General features: G+C 39.3%; 1 protein-coding gene. It reads left to right on the top strand.

Features of this window, described 5'->3' with window-relative positions:
* On the top strand, nt 1-1,146 hold a 1,146-nt coding region (locus ACRCJ0_RS14315; RefSeq protein WP_431390886.1), incomplete at its 5' end, for an ABC transporter ATP-binding protein.
* Nucleotides 1,147-1,291: the final 145 nt, after the last annotated feature.

Genomic DNA, 1,291 nt, shown 5'->3' on the forward strand with positions numbered 1-1,291 from the left:
GAAAACTATTCTGGTCAAATTGAAAATAATGCTTTCAACCAAAATGAAGGTAAAATTGCTCAGTTTGAAGAGAAATCAGCAGAATACTATGCGGTTTCTTGGAAAGCCCAATTCATTTCGGGTATCTTAATGCCGTTGATGAACTTGGCGAAAAACTTTGGTTACGTAGCGGTAGCTATCGTCGGTGGTTTCTCAGTGGCTAACGGTACTATGGTAATTGGTGACGTTCAAGCCATGCTACAATACGCAGGGATCCTATCAGAGCCCCTAAAACAAACGGCTAACATGATAAACCAATTACAACGTATGGTAGCGTCTATCGAACGTATTTTTGAATTCCTTGACGTTGAAGAAATGGAAGAAGTGACTTCTGGTCAACCAGCTATCGAAACAGACTATAAGATGATTTTCGACCACGTCCAATTTGGTTATCAACCAGGCGAAGAGAACCTACTAATGACTGACTTCAACCTAACCGTTGAACCAGGTCAAATGGTGGCAATTGTAGGACCTACAGGGGCCGGTAAATCAACCATAATTAACTTAATTGAACGGTTCTATAATATTTCCGGTGGGTCTATTAAATATGACGGTGTAGATACAAGAGATATTGACCAAGAAGAATTACATTCACGAATGGGTATGGTATTGCAAGATACTTGGCTATTTAATGGGTCTATTGCAGACAACATTGCTTACGGGTCAAACAATCCAAATGTGACCCGTGATGAAGTGATTCGTGCCGCAAAAGCTGCCCATGTAGATGACTTTGTACGGACCTTGCCAGATGGATATGACACCATTATCAACCAAGATGGTTCTAATATTTCCCAAGGTCAACGTCAATTAGTGACGATTGCTCGGGCCTTTATGTCTGATCCAGAGATTTTAATCTTGGATGAAGCGACATCGTCAATTGATACGCGTACAGAAAAACTCATTCAAAAAGCCATGAATCAATTACTTGAAGGAAGGACTTCATTTGTTGTTGCCCACCGTTTATCAACCATTCAAGATGCAGATAACATTATTGTATTGAACCATGGTGACGTCATTGAAACAGGTAACCATGAGGAATTACTAGCTCAAGAAGGATTCTACTACAATCTTTATAATTCACAATTTGTGAAAGGTGAATTTGAATAAGCACGTATGTGCAACAAAAAAGCGAGTCGTTTTAATCTAAACGGCTCGCTTTTTGAGTACATCTTATTGAAATGTCACGATACTTTTGTGGGTACTAATTGTTGGTGTGTAGGCTTTTGATAATTGAAGGCAAAGTCATCATCTA

The sequence above is a fragment of the Aerococcus sp. L_32 genome (assembly GCF_050689315.1).